General features: G+C 63.3%; 24 protein-coding genes. 12 read left to right on the top strand and 12 right to left on the bottom strand.

What is annotated here, in order from left to right; all coding sequences use genetic code 11:
• Positions 1–73 precede the first annotated feature (73 nt).
• The 5 genes from FDP25_RS00260 to FDP25_RS00240 form a co-directional block, all read right to left on the bottom strand.
• A complete protein-coding gene (locus tag FDP25_RS00260) occupies positions 74–1,114 on the bottom strand; it encodes a substrate-binding domain-containing protein (RefSeq protein ID WP_154148190.1) in 1,041 nt (346 codons plus the stop codon).
• Positions 1,115–1,315: 201 nt separating this feature from the next.
• Positions 1,316–2,365: a sensor histidine kinase gene (locus tag FDP25_RS00255; protein WP_154148189.1), complete on the bottom strand. Its 1,050-nt coding sequence runs from the start codon at positions 2,363–2,365 to the stop codon at positions 1,316–1,318.
• Positions 2,366–2,372: 7 nt separating this feature from the next.
• Complete coding sequence (locus FDP25_RS00250) at positions 2,373–2,894, bottom strand: gamma carbonic anhydrase family protein (RefSeq protein ID WP_154148188.1); 522 nt, start codon at positions 2,892–2,894, stop codon at positions 2,373–2,375.
• The gene (gmk, locus tag FDP25_RS00245; protein WP_154148187.1) at positions 2,891–3,529 is read right to left on the bottom strand and encodes a guanylate kinase; all 639 of its coding nucleotides are present in this window, start codon (positions 3,527–3,529) and stop codon (positions 2,891–2,893) included. The genes FDP25_RS00250 and gmk overlap by 4 nt, the downstream gene beginning before the upstream one ends.
• Positions 3,530–3,613: 84 nt before the next feature.
• Positions 3,614–4,504: a YicC/YloC family endoribonuclease gene (locus FDP25_RS00240; RefSeq protein WP_154148186.1), complete on the bottom strand. Its 891-nt coding sequence runs from the start codon at positions 4,502–4,504 to the stop codon at positions 3,614–3,616.
• A gap of 182 nt (positions 4,505–4,686) precedes the next feature.
• Here FDP25_RS00240 and FDP25_RS00235 point away from each other — a divergent pair, with 182 nt between their 5' ends.
• Positions 4,687–5,310 carry a PAS domain-containing protein gene (locus FDP25_RS00235; protein WP_154148185.1) on the top strand — a complete coding sequence of 208 codons (624 nt, stop codon included), beginning with the start codon at positions 4,687–4,689 and terminating at the stop codon, positions 5,308–5,310.
• A 52-nt stretch (positions 5,311–5,362) separates the two neighbouring features.
• Here the strand turns inward: FDP25_RS00235 and FDP25_RS00230 are convergent, their stop codons facing one another.
• Positions 5,363–6,736, bottom strand: a complete 1,374-nt coding sequence (locus FDP25_RS00230) for a class II 3-deoxy-7-phosphoheptulonate synthase (RefSeq protein ID WP_154148184.1) — start codon at positions 6,734–6,736, stop codon at positions 5,363–5,365.
• A 179-nt stretch (positions 6,737–6,915) separates the two neighbouring features.
• On the opposite strand from FDP25_RS00230, the gene FDP25_RS00225 reads away from it, so the two are divergent.
• Positions 6,916–7,923 (top strand): GlxA family transcriptional regulator, encoded by a 1,008-nt coding sequence (locus FDP25_RS00225; protein ID WP_154148183.1) that lies wholly within the window; start codon positions 6,916–6,918, stop codon positions 7,921–7,923.
• 101 nt (positions 7,924–8,024) lie between these two features.
• Here the strand turns inward: FDP25_RS00225 and FDP25_RS00220 are convergent, their stop codons facing one another.
• The gene (locus FDP25_RS00220) at positions 8,025–9,122 is read right to left on the bottom strand and encodes a PQQ-dependent sugar dehydrogenase (RefSeq protein ID WP_154148182.1); all 1,098 of its coding nucleotides are present in this window, start codon (positions 9,120–9,122) and stop codon (positions 8,025–8,027) included.
• A gap of 161 nt (positions 9,123–9,283) precedes the next feature.
• On the opposite strand from FDP25_RS00220, the gene FDP25_RS00215 reads away from it, so the two are divergent.
• From FDP25_RS00215 to FDP25_RS00195, 5 genes are all read left to right on the top strand, one after another.
• A complete protein-coding gene (locus tag FDP25_RS00215; RefSeq protein WP_154148181.1) occupies positions 9,284–10,471 on the top strand; it encodes an ABC transporter substrate-binding protein in 1,188 nt (395 codons plus the stop codon).
• A gap of 100 nt (positions 10,472–10,571) precedes the next feature.
• On the top strand, positions 10,572–11,354 hold the full coding sequence (locus tag FDP25_RS00210) for an ABC transporter ATP-binding protein (RefSeq protein ID WP_154148180.1): 783 nt from the start codon (positions 10,572–10,574) through the stop codon (positions 11,352–11,354).
• Positions 11,355–11,513: 159 nt separating this feature from the next.
• Positions 11,514–12,230: an ABC transporter ATP-binding protein gene (locus FDP25_RS00205; protein ID WP_154148179.1), complete on the top strand. Its 717-nt coding sequence runs from the start codon at positions 11,514–11,516 to the stop codon at positions 12,228–12,230.
• 64 nt (positions 12,231–12,294) lie between these two features.
• On the top strand, positions 12,295–13,305 hold the full coding sequence (locus FDP25_RS00200; RefSeq protein WP_343032060.1) for a branched-chain amino acid ABC transporter permease: 1,011 nt from the start codon (positions 12,295–12,297) through the stop codon (positions 13,303–13,305).
• The gene (locus tag FDP25_RS00195) at positions 13,302–14,606 is read left to right on the top strand and encodes a branched-chain amino acid ABC transporter permease (protein ID WP_154148177.1); all 1,305 of its coding nucleotides are present in this window, start codon (positions 13,302–13,304) and stop codon (positions 14,604–14,606) included. The genes FDP25_RS00200 and FDP25_RS00195 overlap by 4 nt, the downstream gene beginning before the upstream one ends.
• A 54-nt stretch (positions 14,607–14,660) precedes the next feature.
• On the opposite strand, the gene FDP25_RS00190 is transcribed toward FDP25_RS00195, so the two are convergent.
• Complete coding sequence (locus tag FDP25_RS00190) at positions 14,661–15,284, bottom strand: helix-turn-helix domain-containing protein (RefSeq protein ID WP_154148176.1); 624 nt, start codon at positions 15,282–15,284, stop codon at positions 14,661–14,663.
• 65 nt (positions 15,285–15,349) lie between these two features.
• Between FDP25_RS00190 and FDP25_RS00185 the strand changes: the two genes are divergently transcribed.
• The 5 genes from FDP25_RS00185 to FDP25_RS00165 all read left to right on the top strand — a co-directional run bounded on the left by FDP25_RS00185 (position 15,350) and on the right by FDP25_RS00165 (position 19,493).
• Positions 15,350–16,873, top strand: coding sequence for a class I adenylate-forming enzyme family protein (locus tag FDP25_RS00185; protein WP_154148175.1), 1,524 nt, complete (start codon positions 15,350–15,352; stop codon positions 16,871–16,873).
• A complete protein-coding gene (locus FDP25_RS00180) occupies positions 16,860–17,507 on the top strand; it encodes a DsbA family oxidoreductase (RefSeq protein ID WP_154148174.1) in 648 nt (215 codons plus the stop codon). The genes FDP25_RS00185 and FDP25_RS00180 overlap by 14 nt, the downstream gene beginning before the upstream one ends.
• Positions 17,508–17,510: 3 nt before the next feature.
• The gene (locus tag FDP25_RS00175) at positions 17,511–17,885 is read left to right on the top strand and encodes a potassium channel family protein (RefSeq protein ID WP_154148173.1); all 375 of its coding nucleotides are present in this window, start codon (positions 17,511–17,513) and stop codon (positions 17,883–17,885) included.
• A complete protein-coding gene (locus tag FDP25_RS00170; RefSeq protein WP_154148172.1) occupies positions 17,882–19,087 on the top strand; it encodes an MFS transporter in 1,206 nt (401 codons plus the stop codon). The genes FDP25_RS00175 and FDP25_RS00170 overlap by 4 nt, the downstream gene beginning before the upstream one ends.
• 70 nt (positions 19,088–19,157) lie before the next feature.
• A complete protein-coding gene (locus FDP25_RS00165; RefSeq protein WP_154148171.1) occupies positions 19,158–19,493 on the top strand; it encodes a DMT family transporter in 336 nt (111 codons plus the stop codon).
• A gap of 297 nt (positions 19,494–19,790) precedes the next feature.
• Here FDP25_RS00165 and hflX read toward each other — a convergent pair whose 3' ends face one another.
• The 4 genes from hflX to trkA form a co-directional block, all read right to left on the bottom strand.
• Positions 19,791–21,077, bottom strand: a complete 1,287-nt coding sequence (gene hflX, locus FDP25_RS00160) for a GTPase HflX (protein ID WP_343031919.1) — start codon at positions 21,075–21,077, stop codon at positions 19,791–19,793.
• Positions 21,074–21,313, bottom strand: coding sequence for an RNA chaperone Hfq (hfq, locus tag FDP25_RS00155; RefSeq protein WP_154148170.1), 240 nt, complete (start codon positions 21,311–21,313; stop codon positions 21,074–21,076). Before hfq ends, hflX begins: the two co-directional genes overlap by 4 nt.
• Before the next feature lie 131 nt (positions 21,314–21,444).
• Complete coding sequence (locus FDP25_RS00150; RefSeq protein ID WP_154148169.1) at positions 21,445–22,965, bottom strand: TrkH family potassium uptake protein; 1,521 nt, start codon at positions 22,963–22,965, stop codon at positions 21,445–21,447.
• A gap of 3 nt (positions 22,966–22,968) precedes the next feature.
• On the bottom strand, positions 22,969–24,345 hold the full coding sequence (trkA, locus tag FDP25_RS00145; protein WP_154148168.1) for a Trk system potassium transporter TrkA: 1,377 nt from the start codon (positions 24,343–24,345) through the stop codon (positions 22,969–22,971).
• Positions 24,346–24,457 lie beyond the last annotated feature (112 nt).

Genomic DNA, 24,457 nt, shown 5'->3' with positions numbered 1-24,457 from the left:
CAAATTTAAAAGGTCCTAAAAGGAAAAGGGGGCGGCGGAATATGCCGCCCCCTGTTTGTCATCCTGTGAAGGATTACATGCCTTCGCCCATGGTCACTTCGTCAGCAACCTTGGCTTGGGTGTCGGCCAGTTCGGGGTCAGCCACGAGGCCGTAGTTCGACAGCGGGCCACCGGGGCCTGCGATCTCGTCAGCCACGAAGAACTGAGCGTATTCTTTCAGGCCGGGGATCACGCCGATGTGGGCTTTCTTCACGTAGAAGAACAGCGGGCGCGACACCGGGTATTCGCCCGAGGCGATGGTTTCGGTCGAGGGCGACACGCCGCCCATGGTCGCAACCTTCAGCTTGTCGGTGTTGTTCTCGTAGAAGGCCAGACCGAACACGCCGATGCCGTTGGTGTTGGCGTCGATGCGAGCGAGGGTTTCGGTGTAGTCGCCGTCGATGTCGACCGACTTGCCGTCCTGGCGCACGTCGAGGCAGGCGTCTTCGGCCGCGTCTTCGTCCATGCCGCTTTCCATCATGGCGTCCATGGCGCCGGTGGCTTCGCAGCCTTTCAGAAGAACCTTGTCTTCAAAGACTTCGCGGGTGCCGTGCTTGGTGCCGGGGATGAACATGGCGATCTCGGCATCAGGCAGGTCTGCGTTGAACTCGGCCCAGCTGTTGTGGGGGTTCTCGACCAGTTCGCCGTCTTTCAGGACGGTGGCGCCGATGGCGTTGAAGATGTCGGCGGGTTGGAAGGCGGTGTAGGCCGGGCCCGACTGCTGGCTGGCGAAAACGATGCCGTCATAGCCGATGCGCACTTCGATGATGTCGGTGACACCCGCTTCGGCGCAGGCCTTGATTTCCTTTTCGCGGATGGCGCGCGAGGCGTTGGCGACGTCAATGGTGTTTTCGCCCACGCCTTCGCAGAAGCGCTTGAGGCCCGCCGAGGAGCCGCCCGATTCGACGACCGGGGTCGGGAAGTCGGTGTTGTCGCCGAAGAGTTCGGCCACGATCGAGGCGTAGGGCAGAACCGTGGACGAGCCGGCGACCTGCACGTTGTCGCGGGCGAAAGCGGCAGTGGTGGAGAGCGCTGCGATGGCAGTCGCGGACGCGGTGAGTTTCAGAAAGGACATATAGAGCTCCTGAGTTTTTCTGGTTTCAGCCATCGTCGTGATGGCCTCGCCCTGCCTGCTAGGGCCGTTCCGCGACCCTTTTGTTAAAGATTTGTAACGGTTTCATGACAGGCCGCGGGGCGATGCGCCAAAACCCTGTGTTTCAAGGGGTTTTCGGGGTGGCGAAACGAGAGAAAATTCGTGGGCTTTGTAACAGGCCTGTCACGTTTGTGGCAAGCGCGGCAGAATCACCCGAAATGTGCTGCCCTGACCCGGCTCTGATTCGATGCGCAAACGGCCGCGGTGGCGGCTGACGATGTGCTTGACGATGGCAAGGCCCAGTCCCGTGCCGCCCATCTCGCGCGAGCGATGGCTGTCGACGCGATAGAAGCGTTCGGTCAGGCGCGGGATGTGAATGGCGTCGATGCCGGGGCCTTCGTCGCGCACCTCGACCACCGCGCCGGGGCCGCGCAGGGATGGCGCGTGATCCTGCGTGCGCAGGGTGACATGCACCGTTTTATCCGCGCCGCCGTATTTGATGGCGTTCTCGATCAGGTTGGTGAAGACCTGCCGGACCTGATCGTCATCGGCGGGGATCGTGACCCCCTCCTCGGGAAGGGTCATGGCGATCTCGACGCTGGCTTCCTCGGCCAAGGGGCGGATGGAATGCACCACCGACTTCAAGAGCGCCCCGAGATCAAGCGGCTCGGTCGGGCGCACGCGTTCATCAGCCTCCACCCGGCTGAGCGACAGAAGATCCTGCACCAGCCGCTCCATGCGCGCCGCCTCCCCCGCCATGATGCCGAGAAACCGTTCGGTCGCGGCCGGATCGCCCTTGGCGGGGCCTTGCAGGGTTTCGATAAAGCCCATCAGCGCGGTCAGCGGCGTGCGCAACTCGTGGCTGACGTTGGCCACGAAATCGCGGCGCATCTGCCCGGCTTTCTCAAGATGGGTCACATCCTCGAAGCAGACCAGCACACCAGTGCCCAGATCGGTTTGCACCTTGGAGCAGGTCACATCGAAGGTGGTGTCCTGATCGCCATCGCTGCCGAGGTAGCGCGCCTTGCGCTGGCCGCGTTCGCGCAGGGTGGTTTCAATCGCGTCCAGCACATTGGGCTGGCGGATCGCGGTGATGAAATGCCGCCCGACGATGCCCTTGCCCAATAGGGTCAGCGCGGCCTCGTTGGCGCCCAAAATCCGTTCCCCCCGCCCGATCAGCACCGAGGGCAGCGGAATCGCCTGCAACAGCGCGGGGATGGTGGATTGCTCCATCGCCGCGTCAGATCGCCTGCAAGCCGTCGCGGAAGCGGCGCATGTTCTGCTGGTAATGCAGGGCCGAGGCGCGCAGGCCTTGAATCGCCTTGTCGTCCAGTTCGCGCACCACCTTGCCGGGCGCGCCCATCACGAGACTGCCGTCGGGAATCTCCTTGCCTTCGGTCACGAGGGCCCCTGCCCCGATCAGGCAGTTCTTGCCGATCTTCGCGCCATTGAGCACCGTGGCCCCCATGCCGATCAGGGTGTTTTCACCAAGGGTACAGCCATGCAGCATCGCCTTGTGGCCGATGGTACAGCCCGCCCCGATCACCAGCGGATACCCCATATCGGTATGCATGACGCAGTTTTCCTGCACGTTGCTGCCGGCCCCGATCAGGATTTCCTCGTTGTCGCCGCGCAGGGTGCAGCCGAACCAGACCGAGGCCGCCTCCTCCAGCACCACCTTTCCAATCAGGTTGGCATCGGGGGCGATCCATGTGTCGCGGGCGATTTTGGGGCTGTGGCCATCGAGCATGTAAAGGGTCATTGGGTCTCCTCGAATTCGGCGTGCAGGGCTTTGACATGGGCATTCAGCCCCGGTTGTTGCAAGCGCTTGAGGCGCGCGGCCTCGACGATGGTTTTCAACCGTTTATCGGTTTCCTCAAGATCGTCATTGACCAGCACATAATCGTATTCCGCCCAATGGCTGATCTCGTCCCAGCTTTTGCGCATCCGCTTGGCGATCACCTCGTCGCTGTCCTGCCCGCGCGTGACCAGCCGACGATGCAATTCACGGATCGACGGCGGCAGAATGAAGATCGACAGGGTATGTTGCCCCAAGGCGGAGTTCTGGATTTGCTGTGCCCCCTGCCAGTCGATGTCGAACAGCACGTCGTTGCCCTCGTTGATCGCCTCTTCCACCGGGCCGCGCGGCGATCCGTAGAAATTGCCGAAAACATGCGCGTGTTCCAACATGCCGCCATTCGCCACCTGCCGCTGGAATTCCGCCTCGCTCATGAAATGATAATCCTTGCCATCCACCTCGCCCTCACGCGGGGTGCGGGTGGTGGCCGAAACCGAAAAGCTCAAGGACGAGTCCCAGTCGCGCAAGCGGCGTGTCAGGGTGGATTTGCCCGCCCCCGAAGGCGAACTGAGGATGATCAAAAGGCCGCGGCGCGTCATATCAGTCTTATCTTCCCTGCTTTTTCTTGGCCTAAATACCCCCGGGGGTCCGGGGGTGGAACCCCGTGGTGCCACGGAGAGGCTTTATTCCACGTTCTGTACCTGCTCGCGCATCTGGTCGATCACCGCCTTGAGGTCGAGGCCCACGGCGGTCAGGCCGCTGTTTTGCGCCTTGGAGCACAATGTATTCGCCTCGCGGTTAAACTCTTGTGACAGGAAATCGAGTTTTCGTCCGATAGGTGAGCCTTGCGCCAGAAGATCACGGGCGGCCCCGACATGGGCGCGCAGCCGGTCGATCTCTTCGGTCACATCCGCCTTCACGGCAATCAGCGCCAGTTCCTGGGCCACGCGGGCCTCGTCGGCGCCGTCGGTGTTGTCCATGACCCGCGCAAGGGCGGCGCGGGTGGCGGCCTGCATCTCGGGGCGGCGGGCCTCGGCGGCCTGCGCCGCGGCCTCGGTCAGGCGCGCGATCTGGTCCAATTGGTCGCTCAGCACATCGTTCAGCGCCCGCCCCTCGGCCTCGCGCATCTCCAGGAAGGCAGCAAGCAGGGCCTCGAAATCCTCCAGCAACGCCTTTCGCAGGGCGGTGGTGTCCTGCGCCCCTGCCCCGGCATCCAGCACCCCGCGCACTCCGATGACATCGGCGGCGGTCGCCGGGGCCAGCGATATTCCGCGGTCCATGGCCTGCGCCTCGACCTCGGCCATGGCGGTCAGGACGTCGTGCAACTGGCCGGCGTTCAAGGCCAGTCGTCCGGCCTCGTCCTCGGCCTGCACCCGCAGGGCCAGGGACACGTTCCCGCGGGCCAGTGCCTTGGACAGCCGCGCGCGCAGCGCCGCCTCGAGCCCCTCGATCCAGTCGGGCGTGCGCAGGCGCAGGTCCAGCCCCTTGCCGTTCACGCTGCGCAATTCCCATGTCCAGCCATGTGCCTCATGGCTGCCTTTGGCGCTGGCGAAAGCGGTCATGGATCTGAGCATTCGGGGTCCTCCGGGGCCTTGGTTTGCCTTGTCCTAGTGGGTCTGGGGCAGGCTGGCAAGGCGCGGCGGTATTAACCATTTGTTCAGTTTGTTTGAGGAATTCTGACCGGAATATGGCAAAACCATGGTCAAGCAGAGACCTGTCCCGTGGCGGGGCGTGATGTGGGGGCGAGGGTGATATCATGGTGGACGATGTGAAACACAGGTTCCGCAGCCTGAGTGCGGTGACCTCTCCGCGGCGGGGCAAGACCGGCGGTCGTGTCGAGGACCTGACCGCCTTCGAGTCCTATTGGGCCAGCACGGCGCCCGACGGCGATATTCCCCGGCGGTCGCAAATCGATCCGCGCGGGATCGAAGCCGTCCTGTCCAATGCCTTCGTGGCCGAGCGCATCGCCCCGGGCATGGCGCGGCTCAGGATTGCCGGGATGCATCTTTCGGATGTCATGGGCATGGAGGTGCGGGCGATGCCGCTGTCCTGCCTGATTGCGCCGGGGGACCGGGACAGGTTTGCCGAAGCGCTGGTGGAGCTGTTCGACCGGCCCGCGAAACTTCGGGTGACGCTGGAGGCCGAGGGGGGCTTGGGCCGCCCTGCTCTGACAGGGCAGATGCTTTTGCTGCCCCTGCGCAGCGATCTGGGCGACATCAGCCGCGCGCTGGGCTGCCTTGTGACACAGGGGCCCATCGGGCGCACGCCCCGGCGGTTTCGGATCACCTCGCTTGAGGTCTCGGCGGTTCTTGCGCAGGGCGGGCCGAAGCCTGTCGTGATGCACCCGTCCGAGCGCCCCTATCTTCGGGTGGTGAAATAGAAAAAGGCCGCGCTTGGGGCGCGGCCTTTGGTTGTGACATGCTTTGCGCGGCTTAGCCCGCCTGTGCGGCGGCGGCGCGGCTGTCGCGCAGGTTCGACAGTTCCTCGGCCACGAGGAAGGCCAGTTCCAGAGACTGGCTGGCGTTGAGGCGCGGATCGCAAGCCGTGTGGTAGCGATCCGAGAGGTTTTCCTCGCTGACCGCGCGCATCCCGCCGGTGCATTCGGTCACGTCCTGCCCGGTCATCTCGAAGTGCACCCCGCCCGGGGTGGTGCCTTCGGCGCGGTGAACGGCGAAGAAATCCTGCACCTCGCGCAGCACGCTGTCGAAGGGGCGGGTCTTGAAGCCGGTGGCGGATTTGATGGTGTTGCCGTGCATCGGGTCGCAAACCCAGACCACGTTGGCGCCTTCCTCTTTGACCGTGCGGATGAGACGCGGCAGGTGGTCGCCCACCTTGCCCGCGCCGAAGCGGGCAATGAGCGTCAGGCGCCCGGCCTCGTTCTCGGGGTTGAGGGTGGCCATCAGGCGCTTGAGGTCCTCGGGCTCCATGCTGGGGCCGCATTTCAACCCGATGGGGTTGAGCACGCCGCGGGCGAATTCCACATGCGCGCCGTCGGGCTGCCGCGTGCGGTCGCCGATCCAGACCATGTGGCCAGACCCGGCCAGCCATTTTCCGGAGGTGGAATCGAGGCGGCAGAGCGCCTCTTCGTATTCCAGTAGCAGGGCCTCGTGGCTGGTGTAGAAATCGACCGATTGCAGGGTATGGGCCTGATCGCTTTCGACACCGGCGGCCTTCATGAAGTCCAGCGTATCGGTGATCCGGTTGGCCAGATCACGGTAGCGTTCGGCCTTTTCGCCTTCGGTGAAGCCAAGGGTCCATTGGTGCACCTGGTGCACATCGGCATAGCCGCCCGTGGAAAAGGCGCGCAGCAGGTTCAGCGTGGCCGCCGCCTGCGTGTAGGCCTGCAACATCTTTTCGGGGTTGGGGATGCGCGCCTCGGGCGTGAAGTCCAACTCGTTGATGATGTCGCCCCGGTAGCTGGGCAGTTCCACCCCGTCGACGGTTTCCGTCGGTGCGCTGCGCGGTTTGGCGAACTGGCCCGCCATGCGGCCCACTTTCACCACCGGCACCTTGGCGCCATAGGTCAGGACCATGGCCATTTGCAGCATGACCTTGAAGGTATCGCGAATGGCGTCGGCGCTGAACTGGTCGAAGGCCTCGGCGCAATCGCCGCCTTGAAGCAGGAAGGCCTCACCACGCGAGGCCGCGCCGAGTTGGCGTTTCAGCTTGCGCGCCTCGCCCGCAAAGACCAGCGGAGGATAGTGCGACAGGCGTTCTTCGACCTTTGCCAACGCGGCCGCGTCGGTATAATCCGGCATCTGAACGCGAGGTTTCTTGCGCCAGTCGGATTTTTGCCAAGTGCTCATTGTCATTCTCCGCTTAAAGACAGTCGAAATGTGTCTATACTAAACCATGATGCAAGAGGCCATATGTCGAGTTCATCGAATTTCGGGTTTTTCAGTGTTATCTCTTGCCAAAACAAGGAGATCGTGGAAGAGGCTTTCCGCTAGGGAATTTGGTCTGCCATGGTCGGGAGTTGCTTGAGATGACCACGCCGACATCAAAAGTCGCGGTTCAGGCGCAAGGCGCGCCCAAACGCTTTGTCTTTGTATTGCTCGAGAATTTCACTCTTCTGAGCTTTGCTTCGGCTATCGACAGTTTGCGGATTGCCAACCGCATGTCCGGGCAAACGCTGTATGAATGGCTGATTACCGGCGATGCGGACGATGAGGGTATGGTGTCATGCTCCAGCGGATCGCGTTTCAAGGTGGATGCCCCGCTGGGCGAGTTGAACCGCGATGACGTGGTTTTGCTGTGCGGTGGGTCGGACGTGCAGAAGGCCAGCACCAAGAAACTGCTGAACTGGATTCGCCGCGAGGCGCGGCGCGGCCTGCGCCTTGGCGGGCTGTGCACGGCGGCCTATACGCTGGCGCGGGCCGGGCTGCTGGAGGGCAAGCGGGCAACGATCCATTGGGAGAACCACGACAGTTTCACCGAGGAATTCGACGAGGTGGACCTGACCAAGTCGGTTTTCGTGGTGGACGGAAACCGGATGACCACCGCCGGGGGCACCTCCTCGATCGACCTGATGCTCAAGCTGATTGCCGACGATCACGGCGAGAAGCTGGCCAATGCGGTGGCCGACCAGTTGATCTATTCCTCGATCCGCACCGATCAGGATACGCAGCGCTTGTCGGTGCCCACCCGGATCGGCGTACGGCACCCGAAACTGAGCCAGGTCATCCAGATGATGGAGGCCAACATCGAAGAGCCGATCAGCCCTTCGGTTCTGGCCAAGGATGTGGGCATGTCCACGCGGCAGCTGGAGCGGCTGTTCCGGCGGTACCTCAACCGCAGCCCCAAGCGGTATTACATGGAACTGCGCCTGCAAAAGGCCCGCAACCTGTTGATGCAGACCGACATGACGGTGATCAACGTGGCGCTGGCCTGTGGCTTTGCCTCGCCGTCGCATTTCTCGAAATGCTACCGGGCGCATTACGACACCACACCTTACCGTGAACGGGGTGCACAGGCGGCGCGACTGTCGGTCTGACCGCCGCGGCCCCGATCGCTGTGGGGGCGCTGCCCCCGACGTTGAAAATCGCTGATTTTCAACGTCTCCCCCGGGGTATTTGAACCAAGAAAAAGGCCGGATCAGGGTTTGGTGATCCGGTAGAGTGCCCCGCGCCCTTCGGACAGGAACCAGATGGCGCCATCGGGGCCCTGGATCACGTCGCGGACGCGCAGGGTTTCGGGAGAGTCGAGGCGCTCGACCTCACGTAAGGGGGTGCCGGCAAGCCGCGCGATATGGTTGAATTTCAACGAGCCGACAAAGGCATTGCCGCGCCATTCCGGAATTTCCTTGCCATCATGGAACATCATGCCGGATGGGGCGATGGAGGGGTCCCAGTAATGGACGGGCTGCTCCATCCCCGGTTTCGCGGTGCCGTCGCCGATCTTGGCGCCCGAGTAATGGCGCCCATAGGAGATGACGGGCCAGCCATAGTTGGCCCCTTTGGCAATCCGGTTGACCTCGTCGCCGCCGCGCGCGCCGTGTTCGACCGTGTAGAGTTGTCCCTTGGGGTCTAGCGCCGCCCCCTGCGGATTGCGGTGCCCATAGGACCAGATTTCAGGCCGGACGTCTTGTTGGCCGGCAAAGGGGTTGTCGGCGGGGATGGTGCCATCGCGGTTGAGCCGCAGGACCGAACCGTTTTCGCGGCCGAGATCCTGGGCCGAGGGGCGGTCGCCACGGTCCCCAACGGTGAGGAAGATCGTGCCATCGGGGGCCTCCACGAGGCGGGAGCCGAAGTGCCGCCCGCCGGTGGAGCCGGGGGTGAGTTCCCACAGCACGCGCCAATCGGTGAGGCGGTCGAGGCCCTCGGAGAGGGTGGCCCGGGCCAGCGCCGTGCCGGTCCCGCCCGGTTGAGGTTTGGAATAGGTGAACAGAAGTTCACGGCTTTGCGCGAAGTCGCGCGGGACGAGGATGTCGAGCAACCCGCCCTGCCCGCGTGCGGCCACCTGACCGACACCGGAAATGTCCCGTGCCCCCCCTTCATCGACCGCCAGGAGGCGCCCGCGCCTTTCCGTGATCAGGATCGTCCCGTTTGGCAATGTGTCAACCGCCCACGGGGTGTCGAGGCCGGTGACGATGGGTGTGACGTCCAGGCGGCCTGCGCTGCTGTCCATGGCCTGTGCCGATTGACTGAATGTCAGGGCAAGGGCGAAGCCGACGAGAGGGGCAAGACGGGGCATGGCGGTCTCCTGTTGTCGTGGTGCCTGTGTCAGGAAGATGGGTGTGACGTGACCCAAGGTCAAATCCCGGCTTGCCCTGCCGCGCCCCTGAAACCGCTTGCGTTTTGGCGCGTAACCCATAACCTCGCGCTTGGAAAAGCGTTCCACAGGGAGACAAAGACATGAAGAGATTTCTGACCGCAACCGCCGCTGCCGCGCTTCTGGCCGGGGGGGCACAGGCCGATAATCACGCGGTGAAAATCGGCGTGATCCTTGGCTTTACCGGGCCGATCGAGTCGCTGACGCCACATATGGCGGCAGGCGCCGAAATGGCGATGGGCGAAGTCACCGAAAGCGGCAAGCTTCTGGATGGGATGAGCGTTGAGCCGGTGCGTGCCGACAGCACCTGTATCGATGCCGGGGCGGCGAGTGCCGCGGCCGAACGCCTGATCACCTCGGAGGGGGTCAAGGGGATCATGGGGGCGGATTGCTCGGGCGTGACTGGGGCCGTTCTGAGCAACGTCGCGGTGCCCAACGGCGTGGTGATGATTTCGCCATCGGCGACCTCGCCGGCGCTGTCCTCAGCCGAGGACAACGGTTTGTTCTTCCGCACCGCGCCATCGGATGCGCGCCAGGGCGAGATCATGGCCAAGATCCTGATGGATCGCGGCAACGAGGAGGTCGCCCTGACCTATACCAACAACGACTATGGCAAGGGGCTAGCCGACAGTTTCGCCAAGGCCTACGAGGATATGGGCGGCACGATCACCATCAACGCGGCGCATGAAGACGGCAAGGCCGACTATTCGGCGGAAGTGGGCGCGCTGGCCTCGGGGGGCGGTGACCTTCTGGTCGTGGCCGGTTACGTGGACCAGGGCGGCAGCGGCATCGTGCGCTCGGCGCTGGATTCGGGGGCGTTTGACACCTTCCACTTCCCCGACGGGATGATCGGCACGGCGCTGGAGGAGAACTTCGGCGACGAGATCGACGGATCGACCGGCCAGCACCCGGGCACAGACAGCCCCGGCGTGGCCAAGTTCCAGGAGATGGTGGGAGACAGTTTCGAAGCCACCTCGCCCTTCGCGCCGGAAAGCTATGACGCGGCGGCGCTGATGCTTCTGGCGATGCAGGCGGCGGAATCGGTCGAGCCGGGCGATTACAAGGATCACGTGATGGACGTGGCCAATGCGCCGGGCGAAAAGATCTATCCCGGTGAGCTGGGCAAGGCGCTGGAGATCATCGCCGGGGGCGGTGACGTGGATTACGTCGGCGCCACCGCCGTCGAACTGATCGGGCCGGGTGAATCGGCGGGCAGCTACCGCGAGATCATCTTCGAGGATGGCAAGATCGAGACGGTCGAATACCGTTGATCCGACTGTCCGACTAGGGTAACGGGCGGTCCCGTGGATGGCACGGGGCCGCTCCAACAATAACTAGGCGGTCGACTGAGGCCGTTTCGGGGGGACTTGCATGATCGTCGTCGAGGATCTGCACAAGCATTTCGGCGGGTTTCACGCCGTGGATGGCGCAAGCCTGAGCATCGCGGAAGGTACGATAACCGGGTTGATCGGCCCCAACGGGGCGGGCAAGACGACCCTGTTCAACGTGATTGCCGGTGTCTTGCCGCCCACTTCGGGGCGGGTGACCATGGCGGGCGAGGACATTACCGGGTTGCCGCCGCATGAGCTGTTTCACAAGGGATTGCTGCGGACGTTCCAGATTGCGCATGAGTTTTCTTCGATGACCTGCCGGGAGAACCTGATGATGGTACCGGGCGGTCAATCGGGTGAGCGGCTTTGGAATACGTGGTTCGGGCGCAAGCGGATTGCCGACGAGGAACGCGCGCTGCGCGCCAAGGCCGACGAGGTGCTGGAGTTTTTGACCATCGAACACCTGGCCAACCAACGCGCCGGAGAGGTCTCGGGCGGTCAGAAGAAGCTGCTGGAACTGGGCCGCACGATGATGGTGGACGCGCGGATCGTGTTTCTGGACGAGGTGGGCGCGGGGGTGAACCGCACATTGTTGAAGACCATCGGCGAGGCGATCCAGCAGTTGAACCGCGAGCGCGGCTACACCTTCGTGGTGATCGAGCACGACATGGATTTCATCGGGCGGCTTTGCGACCCGGTGATCTGCATGGCCGAGGGCAAGGTTCTGGCCGAAGGCACGCTGGACGAGATCAAAGCCAACGAGGCGGTGATCGAGGCCTATCTGGGCACGGGATTGAAGAACAAGGAACAGGTGGGCGCGTGAGCGGTGTGATCCAAAGGCGTGGCTGCGCCACACAGGTTGAGATGCGTTCGGGCCACGCAGGCCTTGGGGGCGCTGCCCCCCACGTTGAAAATCAGGGATTTTCAACGTGCCCCCCGGAGTATTTCGGGAAAGATGAAAAAGATGAAAAGGGGTGGGCGGATGAGTGACCCGTTTTTGATCGGTGAGGCCATGACCGGCGGCTATGGCCGTGGGGGCCCGGATATCCTGCATGACTGTACCATTGCGGTGGATCGAGGTGAGATCGCCGTGATCGTCGGGCCCAACGGCGCGGGCAAATCCACCGCGATGAAGGCGGTTTTCGGGATGCTCGATTTGCGGCAGGGTCAGGTGCGGTTGGATGGGCAGGACATCACCGGCTTATCGCCGCAGGAGCGGGTGCGCCACGGCATGGGGTTCGTGCCGCAGACCAACAACATCTTCACCTCGATGACGGTGGAGGAAAACCTTGAGATGGGCGCGTTCATTCGTGACGATGATATTTCGGGGACCATGGAGCAGGTCTATGAGCTGTTCCCGATCCTGCGCGACAAGCGGTTGCAGGCCGCCGGTGAGTTGTCGGGCGGCCAGCGGCAGCAGGTGGCGGTGGGCCGCGCCTTGATGACGCAGCCAAAGGTCCTGATGCTGGACGAGCCGACGGCGGGGGTCAGCCCCATCGTGATGGATGAGCTATTCGACCGGATCATCGAGGTGGCGCGCACCGGGCTTCCGGTGCTGATGGTCGAGCAGAACGCGCGCCAGGCATTGGAGATCGCCGACAAGGGCTATGTTCTGGTGCAGGGGCGCAATGCACATACCGGCACGGGCAAGGAGTTGCTGGCCGATGCCGAGGTTCGGCAGAGTTTCCTGGGCGGATGAGGGGGCATGACGTGAGTATTTTCGCCAAGAAGAAGATGCCGAACCATGGGGAGTGCGGTGCATGATCGACTTTCTGAACGCCATCGTGGCGCTTTCGAACTTTGTGCTGGTCCCGGCGGTGACTTATGGTAGCCAGTTGGCGCTTGGGGCCCTTGGCGTGACGTTGATTTACGGCATCCTGCGGTTTTCCAATTTCGCCCATGGCGACACCATGGCCTTTGGCACCATGGTCACCATCCTCGTGACATGGGGGTTGCAGGCTGCGGGCGTCGGTTTCGGGCCGCTGCCCACGGCCCTTCTGGCCCTGCCCTTCGGGATCGTGGCCTGCATGGCTCTGGTTCTGGTGACCGACCGCATGGTGTATCGCTTCTACCGGGAGCAGAAAGCGAAGCCGGTGATCTTCGTCATCGTCTCGATCGGGGTGATGTTCATCATGAACGGGCTGGTGCGGTTCATCATCGGGCCGGGCGACCAACGCTTTGCCGATGGCGAGCGCTTCATCATCTCGGCACGGGATTTCAAGGAGTTGACGGGATTGCGCGAGGGGCTGGCCCTGAAGACCACGCAGGGCATTACCGTGGTGACGGCGGTGATCGTCGTGGCGCTTTTGTTCTGGTTTCTCAACCGCACCCGCACGGGCAAGAGCATGCGCGCCTATTCCGATAACGAGGATCTGGCGCTGTTGTCGGGGATCAATCCCGACCGGGTGGTCATGGTGACATGGCTGATCGTGGCGGCGCTGGCCACGGTCGCGGGCACGCTTTACGGCCTCGACAAGAGCTTCAAGCCCTTCACCTATTTCCAGCTTCTGCTGCCGGTCTTTGCCGCCGCCATCGTCGGCGGCCTTGGCAGCCCTCTGGGGGCCATTGCGGGGGGATATGTGATCGCCTTTTCCGAGGTGATGATCACCTACGCGTGGAAAAAGGTGCTGACCTATCTCACACCCGAGGCATTGGAACCCGACGGCTTGGTCCAGCTTCTGTCGACCAATTATAAATTCGCGGTCAGTTTCGTGATCCTGCTGATCGTGCTTCTGTTCCGCCCGACGGGCCTTTTCCGGGGGAAAGCGGTATGAGCGAAATGGTCAAGAACACCGGGCTTTTCGTCCTTGTTGCCGTGTTGATCCTTGGCACGGGTTTCGTGCAAAGCTGGAACACCGCCCTTTTGATCCTGAACATGGGGCTGATTTCGGCGGTCATGTCGCTGGGGCTGAACCTGCAATGGGGGTTTGCGGGGCTGTTCAACGTGGGCGTCATGGGTTTCGTGGCGCTTGGCGGGCTGGCGGGCGTTCTGGTGGGGATGCCGCCGGTGCCCGAGGCCTGGGCCGCGGGCGGTGTCGGCGTGATTGCCGGGCTTGTCCTTGGTGCCGCGGTGATCGTGGTGGCCGCCGTGGTGTTCAATCGCATGGGACGCGGGCCGATGCGTGTTCTGGCCATGCTGGTGATCCTCGTTGGCGGCTTTTTCGCCTTCCGCGCGGTATTCGACGCCGGTGTCGAGGCGGTGGAAGACGTGAACCCGGCGGCCACCGGATACCTTGGCGGGCTGGGCCTGCCCATTGTTCTGGCCTGGCCTGTCGGTGGCATTCTGGCGGCCGGGGCCGCGTGGCTGATCGGCAAGACGGCCCTGGGCCTGCGCAGTGATTACCTGGCCATTGCGACGCTGGGCATTGCCGAGATCATCCTCGCGGTTCTCAAGAACGAAGATTGGCTGGCGCGGGGCGTGAAGAATGTCAACGGCTTGCCGCGCCCGGTGCCCTATGAGGTGGATTTGCAGAATGACCCGGGTTTCGTGGAGCAGGTCAGCGCCCTTGGCCTCGATCCGGTGACGGCCTCCTCGCTGACGGTCAAGCTGGGCTATGCCGGGCTTTTCGCCGTGGTTCTGGTGCTGATCCTGACACTGGCGCAACTGGCACTCAACAGCCCGTGGGGCCGGATGATGCGCGCCATTCGCGACAACGAAACCGCCGCCCGCGCCATGGGCAAGGACGTGACGCGCCGGCATTTGCAGGTCTTCATCCTTGGCAGCGCGGTGTGCGGGATTGCCGGGGCGATGATGACCACGCTGGACGGTCAGTTCATTCCGACCGCGTACCAGCCGCTGCGCTTTACCTTCCTGATCTGGGTGATGGTGATCGTGGGCGGCTCGGGCAACAATTTCGGCGCCGTTTTGGGTGGTTTCCTGATCTGGTTCCTCTGGGTGCAGGTGGAGCCGATGGGCCATTGGGTCATGCAGATCGTGACCGCCCCCATGGCCGATGGCAGCGCCTTGAAAGAGCATCTTCTGGGAAGTGCGGCGCACATGCGCCTGCTGACCATGGGGGTGATCCTGCTACTGGTGCTGCGGTTCAGCCCGCGCGGGTTGATCCCGGGGAGATAAATCGGGCACGGTCCCGAAGTCCCGGGACAGGCCAGGGGTGGGCCGTCGCGGCATTCAAGCCAGCGACGTCACCCAGAGGATCGTTGCATCCTCGTCGCTGATCGATATGACGTTATGGCCCATGGTCGCGTCGTAATAGGCGCTGTCGCCGCGGCGCATCTCAAGGGGTTCGTAAAACTCGGTATAAAGCCGCACGACCCCGGTGAGGACATACAGGAATTCCTCGCCGTCATGGCGGACCCAACCGTCGAATTCGGATATGTCGCGGGCCCGGATGCGGGCGCGATAGGGCAGCATTTGCTTCTTGGTCAGCGCTTCGCCCAGCAATTCGTGCTCATAGGTGGCGGTGGCCTGATGGGTGCCCTCGCCTGCCTTGGTCACCGACATCCGGCCATTGACCTGTTCACGCTGTGGCGGGGTGAACAGCTGTGGCACGGAAATTTCCAGACCCACGGCCAGCTTCTTCAAGGCATCGTAGGTTGGCGACATCTGCCCGTTCTCGATTTTCGACAGGGTCGAGCGCGCCAGCCCCGCCTGTTTGGCCGCCTGTTCCAGCGTCCAGCCCCGCGCGGTGCGCAATTCGCGCACGCGTTCGCCAAGGTTCAGCGGCTCTGCCTCCTCCTGCTGGCCATTTTCGCGGGCCACGCGGATCAGGTTTTCAGGGGTCGTTTTTTGCATAAACCCTCCTATACGCAGCGGGCGGACCACTTGCAACTGACCGTCGCGCGGCCTAATCGGTGAGTATGCGAGCAGAAACCCATCCCCAGACCGTCACCCCCTGCCCCGCGCCCTTCAATCTGGCGGCGCATGTGCTGGACCATGCCGAAGACACCCCCGACAAGATCGCCCTGGCCGTTCTGCGCCTGAGCGGGTCGGAACGCTGGAGTTATGCGCGCCTCAAGGCGGCGGTACTTGGCACCGGCACGGGGCTTTTGCAGGCGGGTCTGACCCCCGGCGACCGGGTGTTGATGCGACTTGGCAATACGGTGGAGTTTCCCATCGCCTACCTCGGGGCGATTGCCGTGGGCCTTCTGCCGGTCCCCACCTCAAGCCAGTTGACCTCGCCGGAAGTGGCCAAGATGATCGACACGCTGGACCCTTCGCTGATCCTGCGTGGCACCGGCATTACCTGCCCGGACACGGATGTGCCGGTGTTGGACCAACCGGACCTTGAGGCGATGCGCGACCTGCCCCCGGCCGGTTTCGACATGGGCGACCCGAACCGCCTTGCCTATATCATCTATACCTCGGGCACTTCGGGCGTACCGCGTGCCGTGTGCCATGCGCACCGCGCGATCTGGGCGCGGCAGATGATGATGCAGGGCTGGTACGGATTGCACGCCGACGACCGGCTGTTGCACGCGGGGGCCTTCAACTGGACCTATACCCTTGGCACGGGCCTGATGGACCCATGGACCATGGGGGCCACGGCCCTGATCCCCGAGGCGGGGATCGAACCGGCGCAACTGCCGCTTTTGCTCAAGCGGCATGACGCGACGATCTTTGCCGCGGCACCGGGGGTTTACCGCAAGATGCTGACTGGCGAGGCGCTATCGCTGCCCAAGCTGCGGCACGGTCTGGCGGCGGGTGAGAAACTCTCGGACACCATCCGGCAAGCTTGGGAGGAGGCCACGGGGACGGCCATCCACGAGGCTTACGGCATGTCCGAATGCTCCACCTTCATCTCGGCCAGCCCCGACCACCCGGCGACCCCCGGCACATTGGGCCGCCCGCAACCGGGGCGGCGTGTGGCGGTGATTGGCCCCGATGGCCCGGTCGGGATCGGCGAGGAAGGCACGATTGCGGTGCATGAAAGCGACCCGGGCCTGATGCTGGGCTATCTCAAGGCCGAATCCGCCACGCGCGACAAGTATCAGGGCGAATGGTTTTTGACAGGCGATCAGGGCATGATGGATGCCGCAGGCGACATCACCTATCTGGGCCGCGCCGATGACATGATGAACGCGGGCGGCTTTCGTGTGTCGCCCATGGAGGTCGAAGCGGTGCTCAATGCCTTTCCCGGTATCACGCAATCCGCCGTCACCGACATCGAGGTCAAGAAAGACGCACGGGTCATCATGGCCTTCTATACCGGGCCCGCGCCGGTTGATCCCGAAGCGCTTGAGGCTTACGTGACCGAAAACCTTGCCGCCTACAAACGCCCGCGCGGCTTTTACCACCTCGATGCGCTGCCCAGTGGCGCCAACGGGAAAATCCTGCGTCGCGAATTGCGGCCGATCTACAAGGCCCATCATGGTCAAGCTTGATATCATTTCTGACCCGATCTGCCCCTGGTGCTACATCGGGAAAACCCTTCTGGATCAGGCGCTTGCCGAGCGCCCGAACCACCCGTTCTCGATCAACTGGCATCCGTTCCAGCTCAATCCCGACATGCCGCGCGAGGGCATGGACCGCCGCGCATATCTTGAGGCCAAGTTCGGCGGTCAGGAAGGCGCGGTGCAGGCCTATTTGCCAGTGGTGGAAAAGGCCCGGGAGGCTGGGCTGAATATCAACTTCGAAGCCATCGAACGGACGCCCAACACGCTGGATGCCCACCGCCTGATCCATTGGGCGGGGATCGAAGACCGGCAGATGGCCATGGCCGTGGCCCTGTTCAAAGCCTATTTCGAAGACGGCCGCGACATCGGCGACCGCGAGGTTCTGGCCGATCTGGCCGACAGCCTTGAGATGGACGCCGCCGTGGTGCGCCGCCTGCTGGACAGTGACGCGGATGAGGCGGCGATCATTGAACGCGACAAGCAGTTCCGCGAGATGGGCATCACCTCGGTCCCGACCTTCATCGTCAACGGAGAGCACGCCGTCCCCGGCGCGCAACCGCCCGAGTTGTGGGTCAGGGTGATCGACGAGATCACCGGGCAACTGTCCGCGGGTGAGGGTTGATCCATGCGTGGTGCCAAGGCCCTGACCCTTCTGGCGATGCTTTTGCTTATCATCGCGGGCGGCACGGTGTTCTTTCACCGTGTCGAGGGCTGGTCGTGGCTCGATAGTTATTTCTTTACCGTCGTGACCCTCTCCACTGTGGGGTATGGCGAGTTGGTCCCCGCCACCCCCATGGGCAAGATCGGCACCACGGTTTTCATCCTTGTGGGCCTTGGCATCTTTGCCGTGGCGATCCAGCAATTCGGTGCCTTCGCGGTCAAGAAACGCGAGGAACACACTGAATGGCTGATCGCGCGACTGGGGCATCGCCATCCAAATGATCAGGAAGAACCCGAGGCGGCCAACGATCCCGACACCCCCGAAAGTGGCGAACGATGAGGGCGGGCACGCCGGGGCGCGTGGAATTCGTGGCGCTCATGGCGATGCTTGTGGCCACAGTGGCCTTTTCCATCGATGCCATGCTCCCCGCCCTGCCCCGTATCGGGCAGGAGTTGACCCCCGAGGCCCTGAACCGGGCACAATTGATCGTCACCTCCTTTATCCTCGGGCTGGGTGTGGGGACCTTTTTCACCGGGCCGTTGTCTGACAGTTTCGGGCGTAAACGCGTGATCCTCTGCGGGGCCGCGGTTTACATGGCCGGGGCGGCGCTGGCGGCGATGGCGCCCACCTTGGAATTGATCCTGGCCGCGCGGGTCCTGCAAGGGCTTGGGGCGGCCACGGCGCGGGTGGTGCCACTTGCCATCATCCGGGACCTCTATTCAGGCCGCGAGATGGCCCGCATCGTCAGTTTCGTGATGATGGTCTTTACCCTCGCCCCGGCTGTCGCGCCGCTGGTGGGCAGCGGCATTATCGTTCTCGCCGGCTGGCGCGGGATATTCGGAAGTTTCATCCTCTTCGCCACCATAAGCAGTCTTTGGCTGACCCTTCGGCTGGCCGAACCTCTCCCGCGCGAGGCACGCCGCCCCTTCAGTGCCTCGGCCCTGAAAGAAGCTTTGCGTGCGGTGCTGGCCCCGCCTGTGGTGCGTATCGCCATTGCGGTGCAAACCCTGTGCCTGACGACGCTGTTCAGTTCGATCAGTTCGATTCAGCAATTGTTCGAAGTAACCTTCCACCGGGCCGATCAGTTCCCGTTATGGTTCTTCATGATGGCGATCTGTGCCGGGACGGGCAGCTTCCTGAATGCCTCTCTGGTCATGCGCCTCGGGATGCGCCGGATGATCTCGGCGACGCTTGCCCTGCAAATCGGGCTGACATCAATCGTGCTGGCGCTTTTCCTGATCGGCCTGCCCGAGGGGCTGCGCTTTCCGGTTTACCTTGTCTGGCAAACCACGATCTTTTTCCAGGCGGCGCTGACGCTGGGCAATATCAACGCCCTGGCGATGGAGCCGCTGGGCCATGTGGCGGGCATGGCGGCCAGTGTGGTGGGCGCGCTGGCGACCGTCGGGTCGGTGATCCTGACGATCCCCGTGGGACTGGCCTTTGATGGCACGCCCCTGCCCTTGCTCACCGGGGTTCTGGTGGCGGTCAGCGTGGCGCGTTACCTCATGGTGCGCCTGCACCGCGCCGAGGAATACGCCTGAGGTTTTCCGGTTTGCCCCGTCCTGCCAAACCGCGTAGCAAGGCCATGAAACGCGCAATCAAGGCCCAGTCATGACCAAGGTTTATATCCTGTTGATCTTTGCCATCGCCGCCGAAACCGTGGCGACCAGTGCCTTGCAGGCCAGCCAGCAATTCACCAAGGCAGGACCGACTCTTCTGGCGGTCGTGGGCTATGCCGTGGCGCTTTACCTGCTGGGGCTGACGCTCAAGTATATCCCGGTGGGCATCGCATATGCGGTCTGGTCGGGGCTGGGGATCGTGTTTATCGCGATGATCGGTTTCGCGATGTTCGGCCAGAAACTGGACACCCCCGCCATCATCGGAACCGGCATGATCCTTGGCGGGATCGTGGTGATCCAACTGTTTTCAGACACCACCCCGCATTGAGGGGGCTGGCGAAGAGTTAAGCTTGAGTCTCACAGGAGTGAACGACCGGTTCGAGCCCTTGTTGGACATTCGATCGCGAAGCTCCAGCGCGGAATCAAGGCCGCAGGCCGCCGCGCATCGCCGGGCCGCCCCCCGGCACGGCGATTTGGCAAAGCTAAGCACTCCGCTCATAGGTTTTTCGGACTTGGCTGAGATAAAGTGCCATAAACCAATCGTTGGATCGCCGCACCGCGGCCCGCCGATGCGCGGCTATTTCAATGTCTGCTTCGTCCCGCAATCCCGTCTTCCGACGTGCCGTCAAAGCTGTTCGAACTGCGCCTGTTGCCTCGCGCTCCAACGCACGGTCAGGGTAAAACCGTCCTCGCCTTGCTCCTCGCCCTCGACCACGCCCTTTTCGAACAGCCACGCGCGCTTGCGCCCCTCGTCAAAGCCAAGCGTCAGGGTGGTTTCATGCGTCGCTTCGGTGATGCCGGCGGTGATCGCCTCGATCAGCGCCTCCATCCCCTCCCCCGTCCAGGCCGACAAGGCCTGCACATTGTCCAGACGCGCCGCCCGGGTCACAATCGCCTCGCGCGCGCCGGGGTCAAGCCGGTCGATCTTGTTCCAGACTTCGATTTGCGGCGTGTCCTCCGTCACACCGAGGCTGTCCAGAATGGCGTGCACATCCTCGGCCTGTTCCTCGGTTTCGGGGTGGGAAATATCCCGCACATGCACGATCAGATCGGCGGCCAGCACCTCTTCCAGCGTGGCGCGAAACGCGGCAACCAGTTCGGTCGGCAAATCGCTGATGAAGCCCACCGTGTCCGACAGGATCACCTCGGGCCCGCCACCGGGCAGTTCGATCCGCCGCATGGTGGGGTCCAGCGTGGCAAACAGCATGTCCTTGGCCATGACCTTGGCGCCGGTCATCCGGTTGAACAGCGTCGATTTGCCCGCGTTGGTGTAGCCCACCAGGGCAACGATGGGAAACGGCACCTTGGCCCGTGAGGCGCGGTGCAACTCGCGGGTTTTCACAACCTTGTCCAACTGCCGCCGCAGGCGCACCAGTTGTTCGTCGATGGCGCGGCGGTCGGCCTCGATCTGGGTCTCGCCCGGGCCGCCGACAAAGCCCAACCCGCCGCGTTGCCGTTCAAGGTGGGTCCATGCCCGTACCAGACGCGTGCGCTGATAGCTGAGCGCGGCCATTTCCACCTGCAACACACCTTCGCGGGTGGCGGCGCGTTCGCTGAAAATCTCAAGGATCAGGCCGGTCCGGTCCAGCAACTTCACCCCAAGGGCCTTCTCAAGGTTGCGCTGCTGCACGGGGCTGACCGGGCCGTCCACCAGCACAAGGCCCACGTCGTTGGCCTCCATCCGCTCTTTCAGCTCTTCCAGCTTGCCCTTGCCAAACAGCATCCCCGGGTGTGGGCGCGGCAGGCGCACGACTTCGCTGCCGACCACGTTCAGACCGGGCAGCGCATGCGCCAGCGAAATCGCCTCCTCCAAGGCGAGATCGGCATCGCGCGCCGCCTCGTGGCCGCGAATGTCGGGATGCAACACCCAGGCCCGGGTGTCTTCGCGTTCCGTCGTCGTGGGGGTCGTCACCCTTGGTCGTCGCCTTCATAAAGGCTGACGGGCTGTGACGGCATGATGGTGGAAATCGCGTGCTTGTAGACAAGCTGCGACTGGCCATCACGGCGCAGAAGGATACAGAAATTGTCGAACCAGGTGATGACACCTTGCAATTTCACACCGTTGATCAGGAAGATCGTCACCGGAATCTTGGTCTTGCGGACCTGATTGAGAAATGCGTCCTGAAGATTTTGTCGGTCTGATGCCATGGTAATGAAAACCTTTGTTCTTGCGTTGGCCGCGGATCGGCACGGTGTCTCCCTCAGGCCGAGTATGAAGCGGTCGCGCGCGCATTTCCACCCCAAAAATCAAATCCTTGCAGGCTGTCAATATAGCGGGGTTAATCTCTCCAAAGCGCCGGATTTGCCAATGCGATGATCGCCAGCGTTTCAAGCCGCCCCAGAACCATTGCCGCACAAAGAACCAACTTGGCCAGCGGCTCCATCGACAAAAGGTCAATCGGCACCTCGGCGGCGATCTGCGTCAGCGGGCCGGTGGTGCTGAGCGCGGCAATCGAAAGGATAATGGAGTTCTGAAAGCTTTGCCCCAATGCCGACATCAATACGGTCACACATGCCAGCGACAGCGCGAAAAGCATGAAGAACACCCACGCGATGAAGGCCCCTTGTCGGCGCAAGCGCCGACTGCCCGCCGTGGCGCGGCCAACGGACGAGGGGTGAACAAGCCGCTCCAATTCGCGGCGTCCATTGAGGTAAAGGGCATAAACCCGCAGAAGCTTCACGCCCCCCGCCGTGGTCGCCACACCGCCCCCGACAAGCGCCAGCCCCAACAGGATCAGTCCCGGCGTGCCAAGGCCGGACCAGCCGCGCGCGGCCTCCCAGGCGGTGCTTTCGAATCCGGTGGTCGACAGGAACGACAGAACGGTGAACATGCCGCCCCAAAGCGCCCCCGCCGCCTGGCCGAAATTTTCCATCTCGTCCACGTCGAAAGCCCCCACGAAGTGCCGGGAGAACAAGAGCAACGGAACACCGAGAACCAGAACCACCCCAAGCCGAAATTCGGGATCGTCCCGCAGGCTGTGCCGCCCTGTGGTCAAGGTGTCGGTCGAGAAGGTGAGCCGCGACAGCGCAAACAACATGAACAGGAACAAGACAATCTCACCGCCATAGCCCGCGGCGCCATTCTGCACCCCGCCAATCGGGGAAATGCCGCTGGTGGCCATGGTCGACATGGCGTGGATCAGAGCGACGAAAGCACGCTCTCCATTGATCATGAGGAACAGGCACAAAAGCGCGGTCAGCCCCAGGTAGATCGGTGCCAGCGCGCCGGTCACCTGTTGCAGGCGCTTCGTGGCACTGGCCCGCTCGAACCTTTGGAACCCGGTGGCCTCTTGCCCCGGCTCGGCGCTGGCCGTTACTTCGAAACCGCCAAGATTCAGCGGCGCCAGAATGGCCGAGGCCGCGATCCAGATCATCAGCCCCCCGAACCATCCCACCAATCCGCGCCACAGGTGCAGCGGTTCAGGGATGCGCCCCGGAGTGTCGAACAATGTGGCCCCGGTGGTGGTCAGCGACGAGACCATCTCGAAATAGGCATTGAGATAGCGGGTGGTCTCCAACCCTTCGTAAAACGGCAGCGCCAGGAACAGCGGCAGCGCGGTATAGGCCAGGAACAACGCGCCAAGGTGCTGAATATCCGAGGCCCCCTCGGTTTGCCGCCCCGACATCGCCAACCCGGTGATCGCCACGAAGGCCAGCCCCAGAACGCTGGAATAGAAAAACGCCCGCGCGACGCTGTGATCCTCCAGCATGAAGGCATGTAGCGCCGGCAAAAGCATCGCCAGCGCGGCAAGCCCGGCCAGCACGAGGATCAATGGAAATTTGAGAAGCCGCGCGATCATGGCTCAGAAGAAATCGATCGAGACCTGAAGCAATTGCTCCACCCGGCCCACGTCCGCCGCCAGCGCGAACAGGACCACCACGTCGCCCGCCTCGATCTTCAGGCCCCCCGTGGGTTTGCGGATCTCGCCCCCTTTGCGCACCGCCCCCACCAGAACGCCTTCGGGAAAGTCGATGTCGCGAATGGCCTTGCCCGCGATGGACGAGGTCGACATGATCTCGGCCTCGATCACTTCGGCCTCGGCGTCACCGATGGAATAGACCGATTTCACCCGCCCATGGCGGATGTGGCGCAGGATCGAACTGACGGTGGTGGCGCGGGGGTTGATATAGGCATCAATCCCCAGCGGCTCCATCAGGGCGGCCAGCGTCGGATCGTTGATCAGGGCAATGGCATAGGGGCACCCCGCCGCCTTGGCCCGTACGGCGGCCAGCATGTTGGTCTTGTCGTCGTCGGTCACACAGAGCACCGCATCGGCGCGGGCAATCCCGGCCTCGTTCAGCAGGCTGGTCTCAAGACCATCGCCATTCAAAACGATGGTCCGCTCAAGCGCATCGGCCGCGCGCTCAGCACAGCGCCGTTCGCGTTCGATCATCTTGGTGCGGGTGCCGGTGCGATGTTCTTCCAGCGTTTTCGCCACCGCAAGGCCGATGTTGCCGCCCCCGACGATCACCAACCGCTCCTGTTTATCCTGCCGCTTGCCGAAAACCTCCAGCGTGCGGGGAATATCCTCGCGCGGGGCAAAGACATAGGCTTCGTCCCCCACGAACAACTGATCCCCCGCCTCGGGCGCGAACAACCGACCCTCGCGGCGAATGCCCAGCACAACGACCCGCAGCGTCGAAAACAGGTCGCTCAATTGCCGAAGCGGCGTGTTGACCACCGGGCAATCCTCGTCCAGCCGCAGGCCCATAAGCTGCGCCCGCCCGCCAAGGAATTGCTCGGTATCGAAGGCGGCGGGGGCCGCCAAACGCTGCAATGCGGCCTCGGCCACCTCGCGTTCAGGGCTGATCACCACGTCGATGGGCATGTGATCGCGCCGGTAAAGATCGGAATAGATCGCATCCAGATAGGACTGGCTGCGCAACCGGGCGATCTTGCGTGGAATGGCAAAGACCGAATGCGCCACCTGGCAGGTGACCATGTTCACCTCGTCCGAATAGGTGGCGGCAATGATCATATCGGCATCGCGCGCGCCTGCCCGGTCAAGGATGTCGGGATAACTGGCAAACCCCGCCAGCCCCTGCACATCCAGCGTATCGGTCGCCCGCCGTACCAGATCGGGGTTGTTGTCCACCACGGTCACGTCGTTCTTTTCGCCCGACAGGTGGCGCGCGATCTGCCAGCCAACCTGACCGGCCCCGCAGATGATGACTTTCATCGGCCCCTACGCCTCGTCTTGTCTCGAAGACGTTGCATGACAGGTTGGCTATGGTTGGTCAATTGCTTTGTCCCCGTGGCCGACTCGCGGTAGCATGCGGGCATGACAGTTG

Origin of the sequence: Roseovarius bejariae (genome assembly GCF_009669325.1) — a bacterium.
GTDB lineage: Bacteria > Pseudomonadota > Alphaproteobacteria > Rhodobacterales > Rhodobacteraceae > Roseovarius > Roseovarius bejariae.
The sequence above is the reverse complement of the archived record's forward strand: the minus strand, read 5'-3'. Positions and strand labels throughout refer to the sequence as shown.